This window comes from Mycobacterium sp. (genome assembly GCF_052144515.1).
In the GTDB taxonomy this organism is placed as follows: domain Bacteria; phylum Actinomycetota; class Actinomycetes; order Mycobacteriales; family Mycobacteriaceae; genus Mycobacterium.
In genome coordinates, this window is record NZ_JBKQQD010000202.1 from 14,052 (window position 1) to 32,669 (window position 18,618).

The 18,618-nt window shown below is 63.1% G+C and carries 16 protein-coding genes and 1 pseudogene; 8 read left to right on the forward strand and 9 right to left on the reverse strand.

Annotation, left to right across the window (positions count from 1 at the left end):
* Positions 1 to 37: 37 nt before the first annotated feature.
* Positions 38 to 841 (forward strand): ribosome hibernation promotion factor, encoded by an 804-nt coding sequence (locus tag ACLP9N_RS14280; RefSeq protein WP_442408028.1) that lies wholly within the window; start codon positions 38 to 40, stop codon positions 839 to 841.
* A gap of 135 nt (positions 842 to 976) precedes the next feature.
* On the opposite strand, the pseudogene ACLP9N_RS14285 reads toward ACLP9N_RS14280, so the two are convergent.
* The 5 genes and pseudogenes from ACLP9N_RS14285 to ACLP9N_RS14305 all read right to left on the reverse strand — a co-directional run bounded on the left by ACLP9N_RS14285 (position 977) and on the right by ACLP9N_RS14305 (position 6,771).
* Positions 977 to 2,298, reverse strand: a pseudogene (locus ACLP9N_RS14285) (alpha/beta family hydrolase).
* 105 nt (positions 2,299 to 2,403) lie between these two features.
* Complete coding sequence (locus ACLP9N_RS14290) at positions 2,404 to 3,528, reverse strand: Rv2629 family ribosome hibernation factor (RefSeq protein WP_442408029.1); 1,125 nt, start codon at positions 3,526 to 3,528, stop codon at positions 2,404 to 2,406.
* 511 nt (positions 3,529 to 4,039) lie between these two features.
* The gene (locus tag ACLP9N_RS14295) at positions 4,040 to 4,474 is read right to left on the reverse strand and encodes a pyridoxamine 5'-phosphate oxidase family protein (protein WP_442408030.1); all 435 of its coding nucleotides are present in this window, start codon (positions 4,472 to 4,474) and stop codon (positions 4,040 to 4,042) included.
* Between the two features lie 37 nt (positions 4,475 to 4,511).
* Positions 4,512 to 6,362, reverse strand: a complete 1,851-nt coding sequence (locus ACLP9N_RS14300; RefSeq protein ID WP_442408031.1) for an AMP-dependent synthetase/ligase — start codon at positions 6,360 to 6,362, stop codon at positions 4,512 to 4,514.
* 145 nt (positions 6,363 to 6,507) lie between these two features.
* Positions 6,508 to 6,771 carry a hypothetical protein gene (locus ACLP9N_RS14305; RefSeq protein WP_442408032.1) on the reverse strand — a complete coding sequence of 88 codons (264 nt, stop codon included), beginning with the start codon at positions 6,769 to 6,771 and terminating at the stop codon, positions 6,508 to 6,510.
* Between the two features lie 383 nt (positions 6,772 to 7,154).
* Between ACLP9N_RS14305 and ACLP9N_RS14310 the strand changes: the two genes are divergently transcribed.
* The 3 genes from ACLP9N_RS14310 to ACLP9N_RS14320 all read left to right on the forward strand — a co-directional run bounded on the left by ACLP9N_RS14310 (position 7,155) and on the right by ACLP9N_RS14320 (position 11,505).
* Positions 7,155 to 8,099, forward strand: coding sequence for a GNAT family N-acetyltransferase (locus ACLP9N_RS14310; RefSeq protein ID WP_442408033.1), 945 nt, complete (start codon positions 7,155 to 7,157; stop codon positions 8,097 to 8,099).
* A gap of 126 nt (positions 8,100 to 8,225) precedes the next feature.
* Positions 8,226 to 8,708 carry a flavodoxin family protein gene (locus ACLP9N_RS14315; RefSeq protein WP_442408034.1) on the forward strand — a complete coding sequence of 161 codons (483 nt, stop codon included), beginning with the start codon at positions 8,226 to 8,228 and terminating at the stop codon, positions 8,706 to 8,708.
* Between the two features lie 4 nt (positions 8,709 to 8,712).
* Positions 8,713 to 11,505, forward strand: a complete 2,793-nt coding sequence (locus ACLP9N_RS14320; RefSeq protein WP_442408035.1) for an AMP-binding protein — start codon at positions 8,713 to 8,715, stop codon at positions 11,503 to 11,505.
* A gap of 69 nt (positions 11,506 to 11,574) precedes the next feature.
* On the opposite strand, the gene ACLP9N_RS14325 is transcribed toward ACLP9N_RS14320, so the two are convergent.
* On the reverse strand, positions 11,575 to 11,844 hold the full coding sequence (locus tag ACLP9N_RS14325; RefSeq protein ID WP_442408036.1) for a hypothetical protein: 270 nt from the start codon (positions 11,842 to 11,844) through the stop codon (positions 11,575 to 11,577).
* Between the two features lie 243 nt (positions 11,845 to 12,087).
* Here ACLP9N_RS14325 and ACLP9N_RS14330 point away from each other — a divergent pair, with 243 nt between their 5' ends.
* Both ACLP9N_RS14330 and ACLP9N_RS14335 read left to right on the forward strand, forming a co-directional pair.
* The gene (locus ACLP9N_RS14330; protein ID WP_442408037.1) at positions 12,088 to 13,332 is read left to right on the forward strand and encodes an alpha/beta hydrolase family protein; all 1,245 of its coding nucleotides are present in this window, start codon (positions 12,088 to 12,090) and stop codon (positions 13,330 to 13,332) included.
* Between the two features lie 15 nt (positions 13,333 to 13,347).
* Positions 13,348 to 14,775, forward strand: a complete 1,428-nt coding sequence (locus ACLP9N_RS14335) for a wax ester/triacylglycerol synthase family O-acyltransferase (RefSeq protein WP_442408038.1) — start codon at positions 13,348 to 13,350, stop codon at positions 14,773 to 14,775.
* A 38-nt stretch (positions 14,776 to 14,813) separates the two neighbouring features.
* Here the strand turns inward: ACLP9N_RS14335 and ACLP9N_RS14340 are convergent, their stop codons facing one another.
* Positions 14,814 to 15,281 carry a hypothetical protein gene (locus ACLP9N_RS14340; RefSeq protein ID WP_442408039.1) on the reverse strand — a complete coding sequence of 156 codons (468 nt, stop codon included), beginning with the start codon at positions 15,279 to 15,281 and terminating at the stop codon, positions 14,814 to 14,816.
* 289 nt (positions 15,282 to 15,570) lie between these two features.
* On the opposite strand from ACLP9N_RS14340, the gene ACLP9N_RS14345 reads away from it, so the two are divergent.
* Complete coding sequence (locus ACLP9N_RS14345) at positions 15,571 to 16,425, forward strand: SPFH domain-containing protein (RefSeq protein WP_442408040.1); 855 nt, start codon at positions 15,571 to 15,573, stop codon at positions 16,423 to 16,425.
* A 321-nt stretch (positions 16,426 to 16,746) separates the two neighbouring features.
* Here ACLP9N_RS14345 and ACLP9N_RS14350 read toward each other — a convergent pair whose 3' ends face one another.
* A complete protein-coding gene (locus tag ACLP9N_RS14350) occupies positions 16,747 to 17,022 on the reverse strand; it encodes a hypothetical protein (protein WP_442408041.1) in 276 nt (91 codons plus the stop codon).
* A 243-nt stretch (positions 17,023 to 17,265) separates the two neighbouring features.
* Here ACLP9N_RS14350 and ACLP9N_RS14355 point away from each other — a divergent pair, with 243 nt between their 5' ends.
* Positions 17,266 to 17,943: an SRPBCC family protein gene (locus ACLP9N_RS14355; RefSeq protein ID WP_442408042.1), complete on the forward strand. Its 678-nt coding sequence runs from the start codon at positions 17,266 to 17,268 to the stop codon at positions 17,941 to 17,943.
* An 87-nt stretch (positions 17,944 to 18,030) separates the two neighbouring features.
* Here ACLP9N_RS14355 and ACLP9N_RS14360 read toward each other — a convergent pair whose 3' ends face one another.
* The gene (locus ACLP9N_RS14360; protein ID WP_442408043.1) at positions 18,031 to 18,459 is read right to left on the reverse strand and encodes an HSP20 family small heat-shock protein; all 429 of its coding nucleotides are present in this window, start codon (positions 18,457 to 18,459) and stop codon (positions 18,031 to 18,033) included.
* Positions 18,460 to 18,618: the final 159 nt, after the last annotated feature.

Here is an 18,618-nt window from a genome sequence, read left to right on the forward strand (position 1 = left end):
CTACAGCAACGATTTTGAGAGAGCGTAGCAACGAATCATGAGACAGAGACCCGATCTACCAGCCGTTCTCGACGTCGAGGTAACGACGCATGGGCAGCTATCCGATGCCGAGGGCTACGCACGGACGAAGATCGGCGAGCTCAGTCGCTTCACCCACCAACCAGTGCTGCACGCTCATGTCAGATTAGGCGAGCACGGCGATCCAGCGGTGGCCCGCCGGATAATCGCGCAGGCAAACCTCGACGTCAATGGTCGGCTGGTCCGCGCGCAGGTCGAAGGCACCACCGCGCGGGAAGCAATCGATCGGCTCGAGGCGCGACTGCGTCATCGACTGGAACGCAGCGCCGAACACTGGGAAGCCAAGCGAGGCGGCACCCCTCGAGTCGGTCCGCACGAATGGCGGCACCAGTCCGAGCCCACCCACCGGCCGAGCTACTTCCCCCGGCCCGAAAGTGAACGCCGAATCATGCGTCACAAGTCGTACAGCCTGCCAACTTGTACGGTCGCAGAGGCCGCGCTCGAAATGGAGCTGCTCAACTACGACTTCCACCTTTTCACCGAGGCGGGCACGAAGCAGGACAGCGTGCTGTACCGCGAGGGACCCACCGAATACCGTCTCGCACTTGTCAATCCGGAATTCGCTGACAACCTAGCGCCGTTCGAACTGTTGCTGTCCATCAGTCCGCAGGTGGCTCCGCGGCTCAGCGTCGACCAGGCAATCGAGCGGATCGGGTTGCTTGGCTTGCCATTCCTGTTCTTCGTCGATACCGCCAAAGACCGTGGGAGCGTGTTGTATCACCGCTACGACGGGCATTACGGGCTCATCACACCGGCGAGTTGAGTGAGTACCACATCACGCGGGTAGGTCCCCTTGATACCGCTTGATACCGCGGCGGTCCCGGAACGCCCCCTGTCCGGGACCGCCGCTCTCAAGTTCAGCCTTGATGGCTAACTTTCGGCGACCGCGTTTACGGACCTACTGCTCCGGGTGAGCTAGGCGGTCGACGAACCACTCGCGCGCCAGCACGGCCACTTGCTCGAGCGTGCCCGGTTCCTCGAACAGATGGGTGGCGCCAGGGACCACGGCGACCTCGCACTCGGCAGGCATCGCTGCTCGTGCCTGCTTGTTGCGCTTAAGGACCATTTCGTCGCGTCCGCCCACTATCAATAGGGTCGGCGCGTGCACCTCGCGCAACGAATCTCGCGCAAGGTCGGGCCGCCCACCGCGGGACACCACCGCAGCGACCTTGACACTGGGATGTGCGGCGGCAGCCAAGGCCGCGCCCGCGCCGGTACTGGCGCCGAAGTAACCGACCGGCAATGACGCTGTGTCGGGTGGGCTGGCCAGACAACCCGTGACATGGACCAATCTGCTAGCGAGCAACGCGATGTCGAACACGTTGGCGCGGTTGCGTTCTTCATCGTGCGTCAGCAGATCGAAAGCACCGTGGCGAACCCGGCCTTGTTGAGCACCTCGGCGACATATCGATTGCGCGGGCTGTGCCTGCTGCTCCCGCTGCCATGCGCGAACACGATGACGCCCTTCGGGTGCCGGGGAATGGTCAGATGCCCTGCCACCGAAACCTGCCCGGCCGTCACCTGAATCTCCTCGTCACGCAGCGGCGGATCGTCGTTGCCGGCCTTGGCGGCTGCGCCAAAACTCCTGCGCGCCCGGTTGAGCAGGGCGGCCACCTCGTCGTCTGAGGTCTGCGCGAAGTCACGGTATCCCTGGCCCACGGCGAAGTACGGCACGGGCGTTTCCAGGCACACCACCTCGTCGGCATACTTGCCGAACTCCTCGGCGGTGTCGCCGGCCCCGACGGGAACTCCCAATACCACCCTGCTGGCCCCCTTGGCGCGGGCCACCTGGCAGGCCGCCCGCGCTGTCGATCCGGTAGCAATGCCGTCGTCGATGATCACAGCGATCCGGCCCTTCAGCGAAATCGGCGGATGATCGCCCCGGAAGCGTTCGGACCTGCGTTGCAACTCGGCGCGCTCCTTGTTTTCGACCGCAGCCATTTCCTTCCCGCTGAGACGGGCCTCGCGCATGACGGAGCGGTTGAGTACCCGCACACCGCCTTCGCCGATGGCGCCGAAGGCCAGCTCTGGGTGAAAGGGCACCCCCAGCTTGCGCACTAGCAAAATGTCGAGGGGGGCTTCTAATGCATCGGCGACCTCAAAGGCCACAGGTACTCCGCCTCGCGGCAGACCGAGCACCACTACATCTTGACCGCGCAAGAAATCCATGCGCGACGCCAATTGTCGTCCGGCATCGGCACGATCACTAAACTTCCTCATGAGTCGAGTCTGCGTGCTATCGCCGCCCTCGGGTACGGCCACAAGTCCTCTACTCAAGCGACGAAGATCCCGAAAAGTTTGGCATCGCGACGATTCCGTCCGAACCTAGACCTGTTGGCTGGCCAGTCTGTCCGTTGCGGCGTATCGAAGCAACGCACCGACCCCGTCTGCGGGTGCAATCCGGCTGTCGGCTCGCATCAATGAGGCCCCAACCGCGATTGCAGTGAACGGCAACGCCTCATCGGCCCTTGCTACACGTTCGACCGGTTCGCCGAAGTCGGACAGCACGTCGGCATCGGGCGCGATCCTGGTAAGCGCTTTGCCGGTGACCACGGTGGCGTCGCCCAGCTCACCGATAATGAGTGTGTCGACGTCGCCGTCACGCAGCGCCGCGCATACGGCTGCCAGCCCTTCGGCCGCCAACCCCGACCCGCGGTCGATTTCCGCCTCGAACCGATCAGCGATGTCGGTCATCTCGGTGTGGTGGCGCTGGGCGAACTCCGTGGCGGTCAGCCGGCGGATCTCGTCGGAATCGATGCCGCTTTTGCGTGCTTCGGCATGCAGTTGTGACACCCGCCCCGTCACGCGCTCCGGCAATTCGGCAATCACATCCGCGCGTGAACGAACCTGGCCGCACACGAACACCACCTCGGGATCCCATTCATCCACTAGCCGCGTCAGGTGGTCGGCGGCCGCGCGGCAGTTCATCCGGATGGCTTCCTCGGTTGTGTGCTGGAAGTCGCCGTAGCCTTTCCAGCCGGCAGTGACCGGCTTGTGCACCGGATACCCGGCACCCTCGATGCTGGTGGAACTGATGGCTCCCCCCCGATAGAGCGTGACGTCGGCGCCGGCGTGATCAACAGCGGCAAATACATAGGTCGGTCGCTGCATCTCCAGGTCGAGCAACGGCACGATGTACGGGTAATCCGATAAGCGAATCACCGTGGCCGGCGGTGGGCTGATCAGCTGCTCGTTGATAAGCACCTGATCGCTGGTCGCGATGACCGCGCGGCCGCGTCGGCCTACGGCCGGTCGATGTCGCAATACGGCTTCCTCGAGCCTACGGAGGATTTCCACATCCGCGCCAAGGTCCTTGAGATGCTTGCGGATATCGCGCCATCTGGCTTCGAGTTGCTCGACGGCATCCAGGGTGTCGTGTGAGTCGTCGAAATATACCGAGGCAAACGGGCCTTGTGCTTTTTCCAGCCACCTGAGGCGTTCTGATCGCATGCCATCCCTCTCCGCTTTAGTTGTGTTTGTCTTGTTCGAACGTAGGAAGGACAAACGTGGGTGCACGAGAGTCGTTAGCCCTTGGATGGTGGTCTTAGGTCCCGATCAAGAACATCTTCGGGCTGGATCGGTCGGCAGCGCGCTTCGTGCGGGACCAACGCCCACTGTCTAAGTGACTTTGTTCCCTACTTCCGCCGCGGCCGGCGTACGAACGATGGGACCCGTGAAATGGCGAACCGAGGGATCGCAGGATGAGTCCGGGCCGCGACCGATCCTCGTCTCCGGTGAAGCGAACCGCGGAGAGCGACTCCAGGAATTCCTCGGTAGACAGGCGCAATCATCGAAGGTAATCAATGTCTTTCGGCAGGAATTGACAACCTTCGAGAAAATCGAGCACGTCTGACAACGCCGGCAGCCCTCAGATGGGGCCGGCCTCGGGGAGCCTGCGGAAGAAGCTCTCCAAGCGCGGGTTGTTCCAGCCACCTTTCGAAGTGGGTGCCGTCAGGCGCCGTCAGGCAAAGCAGGACTCGCGGTCGGGCTCGGGACCGAATCTGAATCGGCGGCCGCTGATCTCGCTCGCTGTCACCCGCACGTAGCGAAGCTTCAGCGTCGGAATCCACGGCAGCAGCTTTGCTTGTTCGGCTTCCTCGATCTCGGTCCGGGTATCCAGCACATGCGCGCGACCCTTGACGATGACACTCCAGCCTTCCGTCATGTTGTGACGGTCGGCCTCGAAAACCACGTCCTGGTTCACCACAACGCTGCTTAGCTTGGTGCCCTCAGCCGTGCGAAAAAGAATGGTCTGATCCTGGGTGACGAAGTTTACCGGGAAAACCTCGGGTTGGCCTCCGACGTTGGTGATCAGCCGGCCCAGCTCCACACCGGCCAGAAGGTTCCAACATTCACTTTCGGACAAAATGGTGATCGGCTGATCGTGTGCTGGCATTGCCATCCTTGCTGGGTCTTCGTGATGAGTGAAACCGCTACCCGGGCGATTGCTCGTAGAGAGCCGAGATCTCGTCCGCGGACGTCGCGACGACGACCTTGCGGCGCAGCTTCATGCTCGGCGTCAGGTCGCCGGATTCGATAGAGAGTTCGCGGTCGAGGATCGCGAATTTCTTGATCTGCTCCCAGCGATTCAGTTCCAAGTTCAGCGTGTCGATGTATCCGGCGATGAGTTCACGTGTCTTTTCATTGCGCGCTAACTCGGCGAAGGACTTGTCAGCCAAACCATGCGCAGCAGCCCAGTCGCTCATCGCTTCGCTGTCGAGGCTGACTAACGCCACGCAGTAGGGCTTAGCCTCCCCAATGACCAGAATCTCGCCTACATACGGGCAGAGGCCTTTGAATCGCACTTCGATCGGCGATGGAGCCACGTACTTACCCTGCGAGGTCTTGAACATGTCTTTCTTGCGGTCGGTAATCCGCAGGAAGCCTTCGGCGTCGATCTCCCCGATATCGCCGGTGTGAAACCAGCCGTCTCGATCGAGTGCCTCGGCGGTGGCTTCGGGCAGGTCGTGGTACGAGGTCATCACACCGGGTCCCCGCAGCAAGATCTCGCCGTCGTCGGCGATCTTTACTTCGGTGGCCGGAAATGGCCAGCCGACCGTACCGAATCGATAAGCGTTGGGGCGGTTGATAAATGATGCGGCTGCCGTCTCGGTGAGCCCATAACCCTCGAGCACGGTGATGCCGACAGCATCGAACCACTGCGCGACGTTGTGGTCCAGGGCGGCGGCCGCCGAGACGAAGAATCGCACTCGCCCGCCGAAGCGCTCCCGGATGGTGGAGAACACCAGCCGGTCTGCCAGCTTGTATGCCAGCGACGACACCAACGAGGGCTTCTTTCCCGCTTGGCGTGCCGCCGATACCTTCAAGCCCACCCCGATCGACCAGCCGAAGATCGCCCTCTTGAGCCGGCCCTGCTCGGCGACCATCTGCTCGATGCGGGCATGAGCCTTTTCGAAGATGCGCGGCGCAGCGCCCATGACGGTCGGATGCAGGGCCGCAAGATTGTCGACGATTCTTTCCACGCGGCCGTCTATCGCGGTGGGGAATCCGATCGCCAGCGGCAGCGCCAGCATCACTTTGCCGAATGAGTGCGCTAACGGCAGCCACAGGAAGTTAAGGTCATCGGGCCCAAGGACGTTCAGCGCATCGATGGCCGCGGCGGTGTACGTCCATGCCCCGTGGGTCAGCCGCACGCCCTTCGGTCGCCCAGTGGTGCCGGAGGTGTAGATGAGGCTGGCCAGCTGCTCCGGGCCGGCGGCTGACACCCGCTCCTCGACGGCGTTGGGGGAGTCGGCGAGCAACTGCTTACCCAGCTGCTCCAGCTCAGCAAGGGTGATCACCCAGTCGCCGTCACCCCTGCCGTCGATGATCACTACCTTGCTCACGTCGGGCAGTTCGGTGCGGTGTTCGAGGATCTTGTCCAGCTGGGTCTGATTCTCGGCGACTACAACCCGGCTTCCTGAGTTGGCGACGATGTAGGCGACATCGGCGGCGATCGTCGTCGGATACACGGTGGTGGTCGCCGCGCCGGCGCACATCACGGCGAAATCGACGAGCACCCACTCGTATCGCGTCGACGACGCAAGCGCAACCCGATCCTCCGGGCTGATCCCCAATGAGATCAGCCCCGCGGCGATGTGATGCACGCGCTCACCGACCTGCTGCCAGGTCACGCTCTCCCAGCTGTGATCCTGTGGGTACCGGAAGGCTTCGGCATGTGGGGTGGCGGCAACGCGGTCGAGGAACATCCGTCCCACCGACGGTGCCCGGTTCTCGATCTTGGCGAAGTCGGGCTTCTCCAGAGAGGCAAGTGATGCGTTCATGTTGCTAATCCGTTGGTGTTGCTTCGAATAGAGACGGGGTGGTGATCTGGTAGCGCCTTCGATCCTGCTGTGTTCTCGAAGTCGGGAATAGAGGCCAAAGTCATCCTGATGTGCGACAGCCGTTCATTCCGAAGACGCGTGTTAGTCAACTCGCAATGGCTACTTCGACGGATAGGCACTCAGCGAGGGCATGCGCTGATGGCCAATCTCCCACCCGGACCGCGCGGGCAAGGTCGTCAACCAACGGGCTGTGGGTGCCCAATTCCGCCAACCATCCGGAAATCGTGGCCGTGATCGCGTGGGCGGGCACTCGGGCCGTATGTCCATCGTGCAGACGATCGATCACTTGATAGATCGTGGTCATCGGCCTGCGCTGTGGCCAATGATGCCGCAATATCGGTGAATTCATCGTCGCCTCCCGGTTAGCCTTACGGGTCTATCCGACCACTGCCGCCGGCCGAGACGTAGAGGCAAAGAGCACGACCACCGGAATGCTTTGGTCTCGCTTCGGATCTGCCGAAGTCCCAGCCCAACAGGGTCCTTTGTCACTGCACTTACCCGCGGAATACCCGGGCGGTGGTGGCGCCGGTCGCATACCGTATATCGGGTGACGGCGTATTGCGGGCTATCTGGCTTGGGGAACGCCGAGACACGGGAATTCGTGAGATGACCGCTGCATCACCCGATCGCGGTCGGCAGTTACCGCCGAAGCGGCACAAATCGGGCCCACGCCGGGCTGCCAAGCGGGCTGGCGTGAGCCCCGTTTGCGCCGAGGAACTGGCGGAGCTGCAGGTGTTTGCCGACGTCCCAGCGCGGGACCTGGCAGCATTGGCCGCTAACCTGAAGCCCCTGCATGCGGCCGCCGGCGAGGTCCTGATGCGGCAGGGCGAAAAAGCGGTGTCGTTTTCCATCATCACATCTGGACGAGTCGAGATCAGGCATGTCGGCCCGGATGGACAGGTCACGGTAACCGAGCTGTCGCCGGGGACGATTCTCGGCGAAATCGCATTGCTGCGAAACGCACTCAGAATGGCGACGGTGATCGCGGAAGATGATGTGCACGGCTACGTCGGATACGACGGCGCCTTCGAATGCATGCTGGCCATGCCGGTCGTCGCCGACCGGATGGTCCGCACCGCGCGACAGCGGTTGGCCGCATACATCGAGCCGATCCCGGTATTAGCCAAAGACGGCGCCGGGCTATTGCTGCGCCCAGTTCTGCCCGGCGATGCCGCGCGCTTCGAGGCCAGCGGGGCATTCTCGCGGGAAACTCTCTACCGGCGGTACCAGGGTGTTGCCCCAACCGAGGCGCGGTTGGCCTACCTGTTTGAGGTCGATTACGTCGACCACTTTGTCTGGGTCGTTACCGACGGCGTGCATGGGCCGGTCGTTGCCGATGCCCGCTTCATCCGGGATGAAGACGATCCGGCCTCGGCAGAGGTTGCACTCACCGTGGCGGACGCCTATCAAGGCCGTGGGATTGGGACACTGCTGCTCGTTGCGCTGGCGGTTGCCGCACGCGTCAATGGCATTGAGCGGTTTCATGCCCGGGTCCTTTCCGACAATCCGCCCGCGCGTGCATTGGGCGATAAGGTCAACGCCCTTTGGGAACAGGAAGAACCCGGGGTGATCACCACGACGGGGGAGATCCCGGCGCTCGATGAGCTACCCCTCGATTGCGACACGCGCCTGCAGATCCAGCACGTAGCCCGTCAGGTGATAAATGCGTTCGACTGACCCGACCGGAAGCGACCCTGAAGTGACTTATGCCTCGGGCCTTTGTGTCTTTGCGCCCTTACCTGGCGTGGGTTGCCCACGCAGCATGGACCCGTCCGGGCCATGTTCGCCGAAAGGAGTTGAGCAATGAAGTCGCTCATCGTCTGCGCTTCGAAATCGCACGGCAATACCCGCCGCGTAGCCGATCGGATGGCTGAGGTGCTTGATGCCGAGGTGGCAAGTCCCGAGTCGGTCAATCCCGCAACGATTCGCGAGTATGACCTCGTCGGCTTCGGATCCGGCATTTATTACATGGCCGTGGACGCGAGGCTGCGGAAATTAATACGTCGTGTCCCAGCCGTTGACCACATCCGAGCATTCACCTTTTTCACCAGCGGCGCCCGGGAGGCTCCGCTGTTGGCCTACCAAAAACCGGTTCGGAAACAGCTCGAATCGAAGGGCTTTGAGGTGATCGGGTCGTTTTCTTGCCGCGGGCTCGACACCGTTGGGCCATTCGGGTTCATCGGCGGGATAAACAGGGGACGGCCTAACGACCGCGACCTCGATCGGGCTTCGAAATTCGCGGCGCGGCTTCGCGAAAAGGTCATAGGCTCCCAGGCTGCTTCCTGAGCAAATGGCAAGCGAAGAGCGCTCCGCTCCCATCCTGGCGCTGGTGCACGGCCTCGTCGCCGAAGTTCACCCGCACGCCACGCCGCCCTCGGTGACGCTCGACAGCACTTTCGACAACCTGGGCATCGGCAGCCTCGAGCTGGCGGAACTGTTGCTGCGGGTCCAGGACAAATTCGGGGTGGTTCTGCCGCCCCACATCCTGGTCAGTGCGGAGACGCCGCGCGACCTCTTAGCGGCCATCGCTCGCGGCCATCCCGCCCTGGGAAAGGACCGCTTGGAGGACCGCCGCACCGTGTCAGTTCCGGTCACCGCGCCGGGCGGCCTGGCACCAGAGACAGCATCGACCCTGAATGACGTCCTCAACTGGCATGTCAGTGCGACCCCGGACCGAACGCATATCCGCATCCTCGACGATGCCGGTGGCCCTGTGGATTTGACCTACGCCGCGCTGCACCACGAGGCGGCCGCGGTAGCGGCCGGGTTGATCGCACACGACGTCATGCCGGGCGAGAGGGTCGCGATCATGTTGCCCACGTGCCGTGCGTATTTCGCCACCTTCGCCGGTGTGGTCCTCGTCGGCGCCGTACCCGTTCCCGTCTACCCGCCGGCCCGGCCGTCCCAGCTGGCGGACCACCTGCGGCGCACCACCGGCATCCTCGCGAACGCCGGGGCCACAATGCTGGTCACCGTGCCCGAGGCCGTTAGCCTCGGCCACCTGCTGCGCTCGAACGTCGAAACCCTGCGGCACGTCGTCATCCCCGAATCCCTCACGGGCGCAGGCGAAGACGCGCTGCCATCCCTTCCAAGACAACGACCCGACGACCTCGTGCTGGTCCAATACACCTCGGGCAGCACAGGGCAGCCGAAAGGGGTTGCGCTCACGCACCGGAACCTACTCGCCAACATCCGGGTAATGGGTCAGGCCGCGGCGGCATCGGGGTCGGACACGTTCGTAAGTTGGTTGCCGCTATATCACGACATGGGTTTGATCGGTGCCTGGCTCGGCTCCATGTATTTCGGCGTCCCGCTGGTGGTGATGAGCCCGCAATCGTTTCTAATCCGCCCGTCACGATGGCTCTGGGCGATCCACGCCAACCGGGCAACCATGTCGGCTGGCCCGAACTTCGCCTATGAGCTGTGCCTCGCCAAGGTCCGCGACGCCGAGATCGAAGGACTCGACCTAAGCTCGTGGCGATTGGCGTACAACGGCGCGGAGCCGGTGAGTCCCGCGACAATCGAGCGGTTCGGTGATCGCTTCGCCCCGTATGGGTTTCGACGGGAGGCGATGACGCCGGTGTATGGGCTGGCAGAGTCCTCAGTGGGTCTGGCTTTCCCACCGCTGGGCCGGGGTCCGCTCATCGACCGAATTCGCCGAGACGCATTCGTGCGTTCCGGACGAGCCGAGCCGGGAAAACCCGGTGAGCCGGACCTTCGTTTCGTCGCTTGCGGCCAACCGCTGCCAGGCCACGAGATCCGCGTTGTCGACGCCGCTGGCAACGAGTTGGGTGATCGCCGTGAAGGTCGTATCGAGTTCCGCGGTCCGTCGGCAACCACCGGCTATTTCAACAACGCGCCGGCGACGCGTTCACTGTTTCACGACTACTGGCTCGACACGGGCGACCTGGGCTATATGGCCGACGCCGACTTGTACGTCACCGGTCGGGTAAAGGATGTGATCATCCGCGCCGGCCGCAACCTGCATCCGGCGGAGCTCGAAGAGGCGGTCGGCAACCTCAAAGGTGTCCGCAAGGGATGTGTAGCGGTGTTCGCTTCTCCCGACCCGTCGGGGGGCGCCGAGCGACTCGTTGTGATGGCCGAGACCCGAGAGACTTCAGACGACGCCCGTGCCGCATTGCGCTCAGAAATCGCGGCCACCACAGTGGATCTGCTGGGTGTGGCCCCCGACGACGTGGTCTTGGCGCCACCGCGAACGGTACTGAAGACCTCAAGCGGCAAGATCCGGCGGGCGGCTAGCCAGCAGATCTACCGGGCCGGGAAGACCGGCGTGCGACCGCGCGCGGTGTGGTTGGAGTTGGCGCGGCTTCGCCTCCGCGGCGCGGCGCCGTCGCTGCGGCGTGCTCGTCGTGCGGCGGCCGCTGTGGCGTTCGCCGTTTACGCGTGGGTGCTGTACGCGATCCTTGGGTTGTCGGTTGCGGTCTTGCTGCTGCTACTACCGCGACCCTTGTGGCGCTGGTGGGTGGCCCGGGCAGCGGTCCGGCTGCTGGCTCGTGTTACAGGAACACCGGTCACCGTGCGCGGCCTCGACCACCTGCCTGCAGGGACGTCCATGGCGGTGGCCAACCATCCCAGCTGGATCGACCCGCTGGTGCTGGCCTCGGTGCTTCCTCAGTCGTTTCACTTCGTCGCCGCGGAAGTGCTTGAGCACCAGGGGCTCAACGGATTCGTGCTCAGGCGGCTCGGCCACCAGTTCGTCGAACGCCACGAGCGCCTACACGGCGTGGCCGACGCCGATCGACTGGCCGGCCTGGTGCGGGCCGGGCAGTCGCTCGTCATCTTCCCAGAAGGCCGACTGGCGCGTGCCCCAGGGTTGCGGTCTTTCCACATGGGCGCATTCCTAGTGGCCGCGGAAACCGGCGTGCCCGTCGTCCCGGTGGCTATTCGCGGGACGCGGGCAATATTGCGGCCGGAGCATCGTTTTCCGCGACGGGGAGCCGTCGACATCGCGGTTGGTGAGCCGATCCGGCCTTCCGGCGCCGACTGGGCCGCGGCAGTCGAACTGCAGCGCGTAGCGCGGAACGTCGTCCTAGACCTGTCGGGGGAGCCGGACGTCGAATGACAAATGACCGATGGCCGGACGGGTGTCCTGCGGGCAACCGTTCGGCCATCGGCCTTGGAGCATTGAGCGTTAGGACTGTTTGCCGCCTACTGCCTGGCCGGCGCTTCGCACCACGCTGCGGAAGAATTCGATCCGCCCGGTCACCAACTCCTCAGTTAAGTCCAGGGCGGCGTCGATGACGTTCTTGCGCCGCGCCTGATCGGGGAGGTCTCCACTCACCTGATCGACGAACTTGCGGATCGCGTCGATGGCCTGCTTACGGCTTGCCTCGACCGATTCGAGCACCTCGTCAGACATTTCGGCCCAGCGTGACTCGACCTTTTCCGGTGTCTGTGTCATTATCAATCTCCTCAGATTTCGTCGTATGACGCTGCAAATCCTGTCGCAGCGAACGGCAACTATGCCGAACCAAACACTATGCTGTCCACGTCACCGACACGAGTGCCTAAAGTCCTTCCTCACCCGAATCATTTGCCCCTGATCTGCGTCGATGATCTGTGCCTGCTAGTCAAGGACTTTCGGGGCATCTGCCGGGACGTAAGTCCCTAACGCGTCGTCTTCGACGCTGTTAGCTTTGCCGCTATGGCACGACCTGCCAGCGACGATGCCCGTCCGGGGGCTCTTCACCTGACCCCACCCGGTCTCGCTGGTTTGGGCGCCGTCACACCGTTCGTGCACACTGGCCTGTACTTCGCACAATCGTGGCGCGATTACCTTGGTCAAGCGACCGATGAACTTCCGATCGCACGGCCCACCATCGCCCTCGCGGCACAGGCCTTTCGCGACGAGGTCGTCCTGATGGGTCTGAAGGCGCGCCGCCCGGTCAGTCGGCCCGAGGCGTTCGAGCGCATCACGCGAGAAGTGGCCGCTGGACTGGAGTTCTACGGGAACAAAGGGTGGCTGGAAAAGCCCAAAGGATTCTTCACTAAACCTCCTGCGCTTTTAGAAGTCACCGTCCGAAAGATCAAGGGGCACAGACGCTCCTTTTATCGCCTCTTCTTCGACAGCGGGAATGCGCCGCATCCCGGCGAACCGGGCGCGCAACGGTGGCGGAGCTACACCGCGAACAACCGGGAGTACGCACTATTGTTGCGCCACCCGCAGCCGCGCCCCTGGCTGGTGTGTGTACACGGGACCGAGATGGGCCGGGCTGCACTCGATCTCGCTCTGTTCCGCGCCTGGAAACTGCATGACGAACTTGGACTGAACGTCGTCATGCCGGTCCTCCCGATGCACGGCCCCCGGGCCCGTGGGCTGCCCAAGGGTGTCGTATTTCCGGGAGAGGATGTGCTCGACGACGTACATGCGACGGCTCAGGCGGTGTGGGATATCCGGCGGCTGTTGTCCTGGATCCGGCTGCAGGAGCCGGATTCGCTGATCGGACTGAACAGTCTTTCGCTCGGCGGCTACATCGCGTCTTTGGTCGCCAGCCTCGAAAAAGGCCTCACCTGTGCGATCCTCGGTGTTCCCGTGGCCGACCTGGTCGAGCTGCTAGGGCGGCACTCCGGCCTCAGTCACGATGACCCGCGCCGACGCACGATGGAATTGGCTGAACCCATCGGGCGGATGGCGTCGCCGCTGGCGCTTGCTCCGCTCGTGCCCATGCAGGGCCGTTTCATCTACGGCGGTGTCGCCGATCGCCTCGTGCATCCACGCGAACAGGTGATCCGCCTCTGGCAGCACTGGGGTAAACCGGAAATCGTCTGGTACCCCGGCGGACATACCGGGTTCTTCCGGTCGCAGCCGGTACAGCGGTTCGTGTGGGAGGCGCTGCAGCAGTCAGGGCTCCTCGAGACGCCACCCGGGCAGCGCGACCGCCCTGCATAGTTGCGGAGGACGAAAATGAGTCCACTGGATCCGTTGGACGCGGCAATGCTGACCGCGGAATTGGTGTCGAATCCGATGCACGTTGGCGCCGTGCTGATCCTGTCGCCGCCGAAGGACGCTGGGCCGGACTATGTCGACGAGCTGTACCGCGAGGCGCTCGCCGGCAACGATCCGGTCGATCCGAGGCTTCGCAGGTATCCGCATCGCGGTGTGGATACCGGTGGCATGTGGGTCTGGCGTGATGTGGGCACCGTCGACATGAGCCAACATTGCCAGCGCCGCAAGGCGTCTGGGGGCCGTGATTTCTGGCGGCTGATTGGCGAGCTGGATGCAGAGCGCCTCGACCGGTCCCGCCCGATGTGGATGTCATATCTGATCGACGGCCTTGACGACGGCCGCTTCGCCTTCTATATCAAGGTGCATCACACCGTCATCGACGGTGTTGCCGGTTTCCAGATGATCGCCGACGCGCTGAGCACAGATCCCAAGCGTCGGTCGATGCCACCTTTCTATGCCGGCCACCATGGCGAATCCGCGCCTTCGTCGGCACCGGGGCTGGTGGCTCGTCTGGTAGCACCCTTGCAGTCGCTGGTTGGCGCGGCAGCGTCGAGCGTTGGGCTGATCGGGCGAGTTGTCACAGGCGAGATCTCGAATATGGTCGATAGCCTGGTAGGGCACACGACGGTGTTGCCTTTCGGAGCGCCCTACATGCGGTTCAACGGTCGTCTCGGGCCCGAGCGTGTGGTATCTGCGGGCAGCTGGCCGAAGGATCGAATTCGGGCCGTGCAAGACGCAGCGGGCGTGACTGGCAACGATGTGATAACCGCCGTCGTGTCCGGAGTTCTGCGCCGCTGGTTGCTTGACCGGGGCGAACTGCCTAAGCAGTCGCTGATAGCCATCTGCCCGATCACGGTGCGTGACCGTGAGTGCGATACGGCAAATGATCGGCACAGCAACATGTTCGGTCTCTGGCTGTGCCCGATGGGCACGAATCTAGAAGACCCGGCCGCGCGGTTGGATCTGATCCACCGGTCGATGTCGGAAGGAAAACAGTGGGTGGCCAAGCGCGGTGCGGCGGCATCGCTGCTGACGGTCGCGGGAAGTATCGCCGCGACAGCGGTTTTCCCGCTGCTGCCGTTCACGCAGAAAATCCGTACCGGATACAATCTGCCGATTTCGCATGTTCCCGGTCCTGGTGCCGAAATGTATTGGAACGGCGCGCATGTCGAGGAGATCTACCCGGTTTCGACGGTCTACGACGGTCAGGCACTCAACGTGACGACGTGCTCGTACGCAGACCGGGTCGGTTTCGGCTATGCCGCGGGCGACGATGCGGTGCCCGACATCGACATGCTGATACCGCTGACCGAACAGTGTCTGACCGAACTGGAAGCCGCCGTGGGTGTGGAGGACATGCCGCAACCCCGAACCCGTCTACGTTGACCAAGTTCGGGCACGAATAGCCACGAATAGTGTTGCGATCAGGCGGCGCGTGGCAGATCCGGAGTTGAGCTTGCCGATTGTGCCGTCGACCGGCTCGGTGCGGGAACCCACCCAACGAAGGTCAGGTACAGCCCGCCCAGGGCCATAGCGATGAAGCCTGCCCGCCACGAGGTGCCCGCGTCGACTGCGGTGTTGGCAAAAGACAGGTACGTTTGCGGGAAGGCCATCAGAAAGAACCCTTTCAGCGTTGTCAACCATCCGAGGAGTGACACGATGATCGGGGCAGCGCCTTTCCAATACTGGTGAAGCGCGACGACGACCAATCCGCTAAGCAAGACAAACGCGCCAGTCACCCAGGGCCACAGGGGATTCGCCCGGAAATCCGTCAGCAGTGTGCGCATGCCCGAGCCGTGTGCGACCGCCGTGGTGGTGATGATCACGAGAAAGGGGCCCATCACGCGGGCGAACATGCGTGTCCTGGCCGAGGTCTGTTGTGAAGAGCTCATGGCTGCACCTCTGTCTAGATGACGACCTCACGATCGTTGAGATTTTGAAATCCCAATAGGGTTATCCGACCGTTTGCACGGTTGCCTGCGATAGGGACCGAAGTCCCGATGGTTCAGGGCCTCCGTCAGCTTTGCGCAACCCTGCTGACATGCTGGGGGCGCCACGAGTAAGGATCCTTCGGCGAGGCGGGCAGGGACTTTTGGCCGCTGACTGACGATTACGGCGGCTCTAGCGTTAGTGGCGCCGCGTTGTCACTACAACGCTGCCGGAGAGATTGAGGTGGTCGTCGTGAGCCAAACTGCGATAATTCTGCTGGGTTTCGGGCTTGCCGTGGTGCTGCTGCTGGCGAGTGCCTCGATCAGGGTGGTGCAGCAGTATCAGCGTGGTGTGCACTTCCGGCTCGGCCGGGTTATTGGGGTTCGCGAACCCGGGTTGCGCTTTATCATCCCGATCATCGACCGCCTGTGGCGGGTTTCGTTGCGCATCGTGACCATGCCCATCCAGTCGCAGGGGATCATCACCCGCGACAACGTGAGTGTCGACATCGCCGCGGTTGCCTACTTCCGTGTCGTCGACGCCCGCAAGGCCGTCGTCGTCATCGAAAACGTCAACGCCGCCATCGACCAAATCGCACAGACCACCCTGCGCAACGTGGTCGGGCAACATTCCCTCGACGAAGTGCTCGCCCAGACAGAGAAGATCAACGGCAGCATCCGCCAGATCCTCGACACCACCACCGTGGAATGGGGAGTGGAGGTCACCCTGGTCGAACTCAAGGACATCCAGCTTCCCGACAGCATGAAACGCGCCATGGCTCGCGAAGCCGAAGCCGAGCGGGAGAAGCGCGCCAAAATCATTGCCGCAGAAGGGGAAGCGCGTGCCGCTGCGGCGCTCGGCGAGGCATCTGACACCATGATGAAACATCCGCTGGCCTTGCAGCTGCGCAACCTGCAGACCCTGCTGGAACTCGGGGTGGAGAAAAACACGACCATCGTTTTCCCCGCCCCACTGATGAGCGCGATCGGAGAGCTCACCGGCTTCCTGACCCGCGAGTCCAACGCCTCGAGGTCCACCCGGCCCAACGGCCTACCCGAGGAGAAGCTCGTTCCCGCCGCGACACTGCATTCAGCACTGCCCGGCTGACCCGGCTTACACGGCCGAGGAAACGTCGCAGCATCTTCCCATTCTCATTGGCGATCGCTCCGGACCGAGCTCGCCCGCATAACCGTTGACTGGGCCAGCACTCACAAGACATATCCGCGGGTCCGAGGTTGAACAATGTCTGCTCAGGGCTGTTCGTACCACTCGCCGAGTTTGGGGATCTGGCGGGTCTCCCTCGGCGGTGGCGATGGCCTTTCCCAGCATCACTATCCGCGTTGCCGCAGAGGGTCGATAGTGCCGTTGGTCGCGAACCCGTGGTGCCGGACTTCCCAAACCTGGGGCGATTATTGGGACGGCCCTGGTTCAGTGAACCGGGTGGGCACCGACCGGCGACTCATCCGCCCTGTCATGCGGGCTGCGCGGCACGATGCCCACATAGCCCATGACGCGATCCAGGACGATGTTGGACAGATCGCCGTCGTCGGCGACGCGGGGAAGGCCGCGGCGCCGCAGGAATGTGTCGAGGCGCCGATCGGGCGGCCAGTCGGCATAGATAGGGCCGACGTAACGCGAGCGCAGGAATTCCCAAGCGAGGCTGTCGACGTCAGAATCGGTCAACAACGGTGGGTTACCACCCATAACCGTCATACTCCTTTGCTCAGCCGTAATCGCCCACAGCCAAGTTACGGGGACCAGGTCATCGTTTCGTCATGCATAGGTTGCGGAATAGGGTCGAAGGTCACATATCGGGATGCGGCGATGCCGAACCTGCGCTGACGCCGTCGACGCCCTGCGCGTTCCTCGAGCCGCGGCATATCGGCTTTCGCCGCCGAGGACCATTGACTCTGGCGGACAGCGCACCGTCCACCGCAGACTGGCGCCATGGATAACGTGGCAAAGCGGATCACCCTGACGGCGACGCTGTTCGCAGTGCTCTATGGCGCGCGACGGTACTACCGTAATTGGGGTGCAACCAAGGGGGAGTGTGAGATGCGGCTGCCCGGCGACTCTTTGGTGGGCGATCCGGCTGTTCAGACAACCGAGGCGGTGTACATCGACGCGCCGCCATCCTCCGTCTGGCCATGGCTGCTGCAAATGGGGCAGGACCGAGGTGGCTTCTACGGGTTTGAAGGGCTGAAAAATTTAGCGGGCCTTCGTCATCGCGACGCCGACCTAGTGCACCCGGAGTGGCAGCAACTTGCTGTGGGGGACACCCTGCGCCTGGCCCCCGAAGGCTGGGGGGGTCTGTCTGATGGGGTGGCGTTGAGTGTTACCGAGATTGTTCCCGAAAAATACGTCGTGCTCAGTGCGACCAGCGAGGAACTGCCCTTCAACGCGGTGTGGTCATTTCACCTTCAGCCGCACTGGGAGGACCGGGTCCGAGTCCTTACCCGAGCCAGAATCGCGTTGCGCCACCCGGGCGAAGTGTTCGCGTTGGAGCTGGCCAGGCCCGTGATCGCTCTGGGTACGCGAGGGTTGTTGCTTGGAATCAAGCACCGGGTCGAACGAGTGCCCTTGCCGAATGCGACACAGACGCATCCGGCTGCTGAAATTAGCTGACGGGCTTTGCCTTTGGGTCGCCTTTGATGAGTGCAGATCTGAACGCGGGCGGGGCCCGGGCTAATGTCCGGGCCCCTACCAATCCGGCTAGTTGGCGGCTACCTGAATGTGCTTCTCGGCGTTGGCGGGTTCTGAAACCCCCACGGAGACAGTCAGGATGCCCTTGTCGTAGGTGGCTTTGATGTCGTCTTCGTTGGCGCCCGCCGGCAGTGACACCGTGCGGACGAACGAGCCGTAGGAGAATTCCGATCGGCCATCGAATTCCTTTTTCTCACTGCGTTCGGTCTTGATGGTGAGGTGTCCGTCGCGGACGGTGATATCAACGTCCTTGGCCGGGTCGATGCCCGGAACCTCGGCGCGAACCTCGTACCGACCATCGGTCATCTCGTCCTCCAACCGCATCAGCCGGGTGTTGAACATCGGACGGAGTCCGGCGAACGACGGGAACCCCGCGAGGAACTCCGAGAAGTCGGGGAACAGCGAATGCGGCTTCTGTGTCGCGGGAAGTGTGGTCATTGTTTTCTCCTGAGGTGCTTTAGATTCGGCTATCACGGCGCCTTAGATCCGACCACGTGAATCCGCGCCGCGGTAGGGACCGAAGTCCTCAACTGTCGTTCAATTTTGTGTTCGGCTTTGGCTTTCAAGCGCTACAGCGCTGGCCCTGCTCTTGGGTTG

What these genes read in the sequence shown, in the direction of transcription:
- ACLP9N_RS14280 (WP_442408028.1), top strand. Translation starts at nt 38, where the DNA reads ATGAGACAGAGACCCGATCTACCAGCCGTTCTCGACGTCGAGGTAACG.
- ACLP9N_RS14290 (WP_442408029.1), bottom strand. Translation starts at nt 3,528, where the DNA reads ATGCGATCAGAACGCCTCAGGTGGCTGGAAAAAGCACAAGGCCCGTTT.
- ACLP9N_RS14295 (WP_442408030.1), bottom strand. Translation starts at nt 4,474, where the DNA reads ATGCCAGCACACGATCAGCCGATCACCATTTTGTCCGAAAGTGAATGT.
- ACLP9N_RS14300 (WP_442408031.1), bottom strand. Translation starts at nt 6,362, where the DNA reads ATGAACGCATCACTTGCCTCTCTGGAGAAGCCCGACTTCGCCAAGATC.
- ACLP9N_RS14305 (WP_442408032.1), bottom strand. Translation starts at nt 6,771, where the DNA reads ATGAATTCACCGATATTGCGGCATCATTGGCCACAGCGCAGGCCGATG.
- ACLP9N_RS14315 (WP_442408034.1), top strand. Translation starts at nt 8,226, where the DNA reads ATGAAGTCGCTCATCGTCTGCGCTTCGAAATCGCACGGCAATACCCGC.
- ACLP9N_RS14320 (WP_442408035.1), top strand. Translation starts at nt 8,713, where the DNA reads ATGGCAAGCGAAGAGCGCTCCGCTCCCATCCTGGCGCTGGTGCACGGC.
- ACLP9N_RS14325 (WP_442408036.1), bottom strand. Translation starts at nt 11,844, where the DNA reads ATGACACAGACACCGGAAAAGGTCGAGTCACGCTGGGCCGAAATGTCT.
- ACLP9N_RS14330 (WP_442408037.1), top strand. Translation starts at nt 12,088, where the DNA reads ATGGCACGACCTGCCAGCGACGATGCCCGTCCGGGGGCTCTTCACCTG.
- ACLP9N_RS14335 (WP_442408038.1), top strand. Translation starts at nt 13,348, where the DNA reads ATGAGTCCACTGGATCCGTTGGACGCGGCAATGCTGACCGCGGAATTG.
- ACLP9N_RS14340 (WP_442408039.1), bottom strand. Translation starts at nt 15,281, where the DNA reads ATGAGCTCTTCACAACAGACCTCGGCCAGGACACGCATGTTCGCCCGC.
- ACLP9N_RS14350 (WP_442408041.1), bottom strand. Translation starts at nt 17,022, where the DNA reads ATGGGTGGTAACCCACCGTTGTTGACCGATTCTGACGTCGACAGCCTC.
- ACLP9N_RS14355 (WP_442408042.1), top strand. Translation starts at nt 17,266, where the DNA reads ATGGATAACGTGGCAAAGCGGATCACCCTGACGGCGACGCTGTTCGCA.
- ACLP9N_RS14360 (WP_442408043.1), bottom strand. Translation starts at nt 18,459, where the DNA reads ATGACCACACTTCCCGCGACACAGAAGCCGCATTCGCTGTTCCCCGAC.